The 5,326-nt window shown below is 70.3% G+C and carries 5 protein-coding genes; 4 read left to right on the top strand and 1 reads right to left on the bottom strand.

Features of this window, described 5'->3' with window-relative positions; translation table 11 throughout:
- A partial coding sequence (locus VF697_RS22515) for a sensor histidine kinase (protein WP_331098239.1) occupies positions 1-720 on the top strand: 720 nt, incomplete at its 5' end.
- A 54-nt stretch (positions 721-774) separates the two neighbouring features.
- Here VF697_RS22515 and VF697_RS22510 read toward each other — a convergent pair.
- Entirely contained in the window at positions 775-2,010 is a 1,236-nt protein-coding gene (locus tag VF697_RS22510; RefSeq protein ID WP_331098237.1) for a serine hydrolase domain-containing protein, read from the bottom strand.
- A 255-nt stretch (positions 2,011-2,265) separates the two neighbouring features.
- Between VF697_RS22510 and VF697_RS22505 the strand changes: the two genes are divergently transcribed.
- From VF697_RS22505 to VF697_RS22495, 3 genes are all read left to right on the top strand, one after another.
- Positions 2,266-3,531, top strand: a complete 1,266-nt coding sequence (locus VF697_RS22505; RefSeq protein WP_331098235.1) for a hypothetical protein — start codon at positions 2,266-2,268, stop codon at positions 3,529-3,531.
- 122 nt (positions 3,532-3,653) lie between these two features.
- Entirely contained in the window at positions 3,654-4,073 is a 420-nt protein-coding gene (locus tag VF697_RS22500) for an MGMT family protein (protein WP_331098233.1), read from the top strand.
- Positions 4,074-4,199: 126 nt separating this feature from the next.
- A partial coding sequence (locus VF697_RS22495) for an amidohydrolase family protein (protein ID WP_331098231.1) occupies positions 4,200-5,326 on the top strand: 1,127 nt, incomplete at its 3' end.

The following is a 5,326-nucleotide window of genomic DNA, read 5'->3' as shown; positions in this document are numbered from 1 at the left end:
GGCATGCGTCTGGAGCACGTGGGCCGCGTGGCCAACATGCTCCAGGAGCGCCAGGGTGACCTGCCCACCTTCCTCTCCCAGGACGAGCGCGGTCGCCACCTCATGCCCTTCCTCAACAAGCTCGGGCAGAACCTCGTGGATAATCGCCAGGAGGTCATCACCCTGCTCGAGGACGTGGGCCGCTACACCGAGCACATCGGCGACATCGTCAAGGTACAACAGAACTACGCCCGGACGCCCCGGCTCCACGAGCCGGTCTCCCTGCCGGATCTGGTGGAAGACTCCCTGCGCATCAACTCGGCCGGGCTCACCCGCCATCAGGTGAAGGTGCAGCGGCAGCTGGCGCCCCTGCCGCCCGTGCTGACCGACAAGCACAAGGCGCTGATGATCCTGGTCAACCTGGTCAGCAATGCCAAATACGCCATGGATGAGGTGCCCGTGCCCGAGCGGCTCCTGACCATCAAGCTGGAGCAGACCGCCCCGGATCGCATTCACATCATCATCCACGACAACGGCATGGGCATCGCGCCGGAGATGCTCACCCGGATCTTCCAGTATGGCTTCACCACCCGCGAGGAGGGGCACGGCTTCGGCCTGCACTCCAGCGCCCTCGCGGCCCAGGAGCTGGGCGGCTCGCTGATCGTCCACAGCGACGGCCCGGGGAAGGGCGCTACGTTCACCCTGGAGATACCCTACACCCCGGTCGTGGGGACGACCTGAGCCAGGGAGCGGGCCCGTGGTCGCGCGGTGAAGCGCGTCACGGGCCGACCGCTCTCAGTCGACAATCGCCTGGTAGACGAGCTGTCGGAGCTGCGAGCGGAGCGGGTAGGTGCTCGACGGGAGCAGCTGGGTCATGAAGACGACGGTCAGGTCCTCGGCCGGGTCCACCCAGAACGAGGTGCTCGCCATGCCGCCCCAGTGGTACTCGCCCTCGCTCACCAGCGTGCGGTAGGCGACCGGATCGATGACCACGCCGAAGCCGAGCCCGAACCCGACTCCGTCGAACCGCGTCTCGGCGAACAGCGGTCGACCGAAGGCGGTGAGGTCCACCCCCCCGGGCAGGTGGTTGCGGGTCATGTACTCGACCGTGCGCGGGGAGAGCAGCCGCGTGCCGCCGAGCTCGCCACCGTTCAGGAGCATCCAGGTGAAGCGCGTGTAGTCGCGCGTCGTCGACACCAGCCCGCCGCCACCCGACAGCCAGGTCGGGGGCTGCGTGTAGCGCTTGCCGGTCGCCTCGGCGCGGACCGGCCCGGTGTGGCCGGGGGACATCGCGTACAGCGCGGCGAGGCGATGCTGCCGGTCCTCGGGGCACCAGAAGGCGGTGTCCTTCATCCCGAGCGGGCCGAAGATGCGCTCGGCGAAGAACGTATCGAGTGACTGTCCGGACAGGACCTCGACGAGCCGGCCGAGCACGTCCGTTGCCACCGAGTAGTTCCACTCCGCACCGGGCTGGAAGGTGAGGGGGATCTCCGCCCACCCGCGGACGCATGCGGCGAGGTCGAAGCCCTCCGGTGCGCCGAGCTCGTAGCCGCGGAGCCGGTGGATTTCGTCGGTGACGTGCACCCGGTGAAAGCCGTACGTCAGTCCCGCGGTGTGCGTGAGCAGGTGCCACACGCGGATGGGCTCGAGCGCGGGCACGGTGACGGGCTTGCTCGCCGGACCTCCGACGTAGACGCGCGGCGCGGCGAACTCGGGCAGCCACCGGCTGACGGGATCGGAGAGCTCGAACGCGCCCTCCTCCCACAGCATCATCGCCGCCACCGAGGTGATCGGCTTCGTCATCGAGTAGATGCGCCAGACGGTGTCCGTCTCGACGGCGCGGCCCGCCTCCTTGTCAGCGAGGCCGTACGACGTCAGGTGCGCGACCTTGCCATGACGCGAGACCATCACCTGCCAGCCCGCGAGCCGCCCGTCGTCGACATACCGGCTGAAATGCGTGTCGAGGCGCCGCAGCCGCCCCGCGTCCAGGCCAACCTCACCCGGGTCGATGTCGATGCCGAAGTCCGCCATGCGTGGATGCTCCTCGGTGTACTCGAAAGGGGGGAGGGGCGTGCCTACCGTCGGTATTCCGAGGGTGTACGGCTCCACCGGCCCTTCATCCAGGATTTTCGCGCCGTTGATACGTACCGTGCGTGAAGGCCCCCGCGCGCAACTCGCGGTGCCTGACAGTCGCCGGGGGCCCACGTTGTCACCGGTGGACGGCCGGGCCATTCTTTCCGTGGCACCGCGCCTTTCCCCCGCGTGCTCACGAAGGATCCGCCGCCGATGTCCCTGCGAACTCTCGCGAAGAAGGCCCTGCCCTGGATCGCGCTCGCCCTGGCCATCGCGGTCCTTGGCTACACGTGGAACTGGGCCCTCGCGAAGGCCACCGAGCGCCACCGGATGCACAACGCGTTCGTCACCGGCACCTCGAAGTACATCTTCGGTCTCTGTCCGAGCACCCCGCTCGAGAACGACATGCCCCGGTGGGCGAGCGACATGCGTGGGTTCTGCCATGCGATCCAGCCCACCTGGGGCAGCGTGGAGCACGGCACCCCCGGCTCCGATCTCGACATCGAGAGCGGCTCGACGTGGGAGGCGATCCAGCTCGTCTCCAAGCTCGTGCTGGAGATCTCCCCGGCCAAGGTGCTGTCGCTGCTGACGCTGGTGGTCATCTCGCTGGCGGGCGTCCTGGGCCTGCAACAGCGCGGCTGGCTCATCCGCCAGGGCTTCGCCCCGCGCCTGCGCGTCGCTCGCGGCGCCGCGCTGACGATGCTCGTCATCGTCATCCTCGCGCTGAGCGCCTCGCTCGTGCTGCTCAACGAGCAGGAGGCGGTGACGATGTGCCAGGTGACGGGCGGCACCTACGGCAACCTGCGCTCCATCGACGCGCGCTGCTCGCAGCAGACGATGTTGTTGCGCGACACCCAGGCGCTGCTCGAGCAGAAGAAGGGCGAGCTGGATGCGCGGGCCCGGGAGCTGGATGACCTCAAGCGGGAGATCGCCTCGCTGGGCGTGATGCGGGACGCCCTGGGCACGTTCAAGACGGAGCTGAAGAGCCAGAGCGAGAGCACCCAGCAGCTCATCATGGCCGTCACCGGCGCCACGCTCGAGAGCCTCAGCAAGGCGGTGGACCCCCTCCACAAGGACGTGAAGGGGCTGGAGCAGTCGCTCGCGACGGACTTCAGGAGTGGCCTGCGGAGCGAGCTCCAGGAGGACATGAAGGCCCTGGTGCAGGGCGAGCTGAAGGCGGCGCTCCAGAGCGAGGCGCTCAAGGACGTCATCCGGCGGGAGGTGCGGGCGGCGGTGCAGGAGGACGTCCGCGCGGTGGTGCGCGGGGAGTTGAAGGACTCGATGAAGACGGTCCTGGCGGCGAGCCACGTGTCCGCTCCCGCGCGCGCGGAGCCCGCTGTCGAGGCGAAGGCGCCGGCTCCGGCGAAGCCCGCCGTGCCCGCGCCCAAGGCCGCGAAGAGCGCGAGCTTCTCCTCCTCCGCCAAGCCCGCGGCACCCGAGCGCAAGCCGCCCACCGCGCCGACCCCGGGCAAGCGCTGAAGGACTCCAGGCCGTTGCCGCCTGACTTCCCGTGTTGGGTTGGGTGCGGGACGTAGGACGTAGTACCAACTTCACTCGTGCCGGTCCTCTGAGGTAGTACCCGGCATCTGACCGGAGAGGACATGTCCACAACCATCACCATCACCATGCACGAGCGAAGGTTCTTCGAGCGCATCTACCAGGTCGTCGAGCAGGTGCCGCGAGGACAGGTATCGACCTACGGCGACATCGCCCTCATCGTGGGAGGCGGGTGCGATGCGCGCATCGTGGGCCTCGCGATGGGGGACCTGGGGCCGCGCGCCGCCAAGGTGCCCTGGCAGCGCATCATCAACCGCTCGGGAGGCATCAGCACGCAGGGGTACAACCAGCGCGAGCTCCTGGTGGCCGAGGGCGTCGAGTTCGACCCGAAGGGCAAGGTGCCGCTGGACCGCTTCCGCTGGGCCGGACCGGCCGCGGAGTGGGCGGCGAAGCACGGCTTCACCCCGCTGCCCGCGCGCACGAGCAAGGACGAGGAGGACACCTCCCAGATGCGCCTGTTCTGAGGCCCGGGGAGACAACTCCCCGCGATCCGGGCGCCGCTCCATGCGTATACTCGGGCCCCCATGGAAGGCCGCCTCGTTCTCAAGGACTGCTCCATCTTTCGCGCGGACGGCCGAGGGCGTCCCGGCATGGCCATCATCATCGAGGATGGTCTCATCCGCCGGGTCGCTCCCGACGCCGAGGTGCCCGTGCTCCCCGGGGACTGGGAGGTCTCCTGTCGCGGGCGGCTGGTGACGCCGGGGCTGGTGGACTGCCACGCCCACCTCGTGGGGGATCTGCTGGCCCCGCCCTCCGGCGAGCTGCTGCTGCACGCGCCCCAGGTGCGGATGGAGCACGAGCGGCGCCTGGCCTCGCACCTCACCGCCTCGGACGTGGAGGTGCTCTCCCTCTACGCCATGGCCCGAGCGCTGCGCGCGGGCGTCTCCCTGGTGGTGGAGCACCTGTCCTGCCCCGGGGACGTGGCCGGCGCCCTGGATGCCCAGGCGCGAGCGGCGGAGCTGCTCGGACTGCGGCTGGTGGCGAGCCATGCCACCCATTCCTTCGACGGGGGCTCGCCCTCCGAGGCCCAGGCCGAGGCCAATGCCGACTTCGTGCGGCGCCGGGGCTCCCACCCGCTCGTGCGGGGGGCGCTCGGCTTCCATGCCTCGTGGACGAGTGGGGACGCCCTGCTGGGGAAGCTCGGCCGGCTGCGCGAGTCCTCCGGTGCGCCCATCGTCTTCCACCTCGCCGAGGGGGACCATGACCTGGCCAGCACCTGGGAGCAGAACAACCAGCGGGTGGTGCGGCGGCTGGAGGGCTTCGGGCTGCTCGGGCCGCTCTCGGTGGCCGCGTACGCGCGCTCCGTGGACGACACCGAGTCCCAGATTCTGTCCCAGTCCGGCACCTGCGTGGCGCTCGGCCCCGGGGCGGCGCTCCTCGTCGAGCCCAGCGGCCGGGCCCTGGAGACGCTGCTCGGGCGGCAGAACCTGATGGGGCTCGGCAGTGGCGGGCACGGCAACCTCTGGGGCGCGCTGTCCGCCGCGCTCATCACGGCGGTGGGGGCCGCCCGAGGCTCGCGCCTGGTGGACCCGGACGGGGTGCTGGTGCAGCTCTTCGCGGATGGCCCGGCCGAGCTGTGCTCGCGTCTGTTCGGCGTGCCCTCGGGCGCGGTGGAGGAGGGGCGCCTCGCGGACCTGGTGGTGTTCGACTGCGTGCCGGCGCTGGAGGCGGGCAGCGGGCAGGCCCCGCATCTGCTGTCGCACATGGGGCGCTCGCG

Origin of the sequence: Archangium sp. (assembly GCF_036388035.1) — a bacterium.
In the GTDB taxonomy this organism is placed as follows: Bacteria; Myxococcota; Myxococcia; order Myxococcales; family Myxococcaceae; genus Archangium.
This window is presented reverse-complemented; position numbering and strand designations above follow the sequence as displayed.

What these genes read in the sequence shown, in the direction of transcription:
- VF697_RS22510 (WP_331098237.1), bottom strand. Translation starts at nt 2,010, where the DNA reads ATGGCGGACTTCGGCATCGACATCGACCCGGGTGAGGTTGGCCTGGAC.
- VF697_RS22505 (WP_331098235.1), top strand. Translation starts at nt 2,266, where the DNA reads ATGTCCCTGCGAACTCTCGCGAAGAAGGCCCTGCCCTGGATCGCGCTC.
- VF697_RS22500 (WP_331098233.1), top strand. Translation starts at nt 3,654, where the DNA reads ATGTCCACAACCATCACCATCACCATGCACGAGCGAAGGTTCTTCGAG.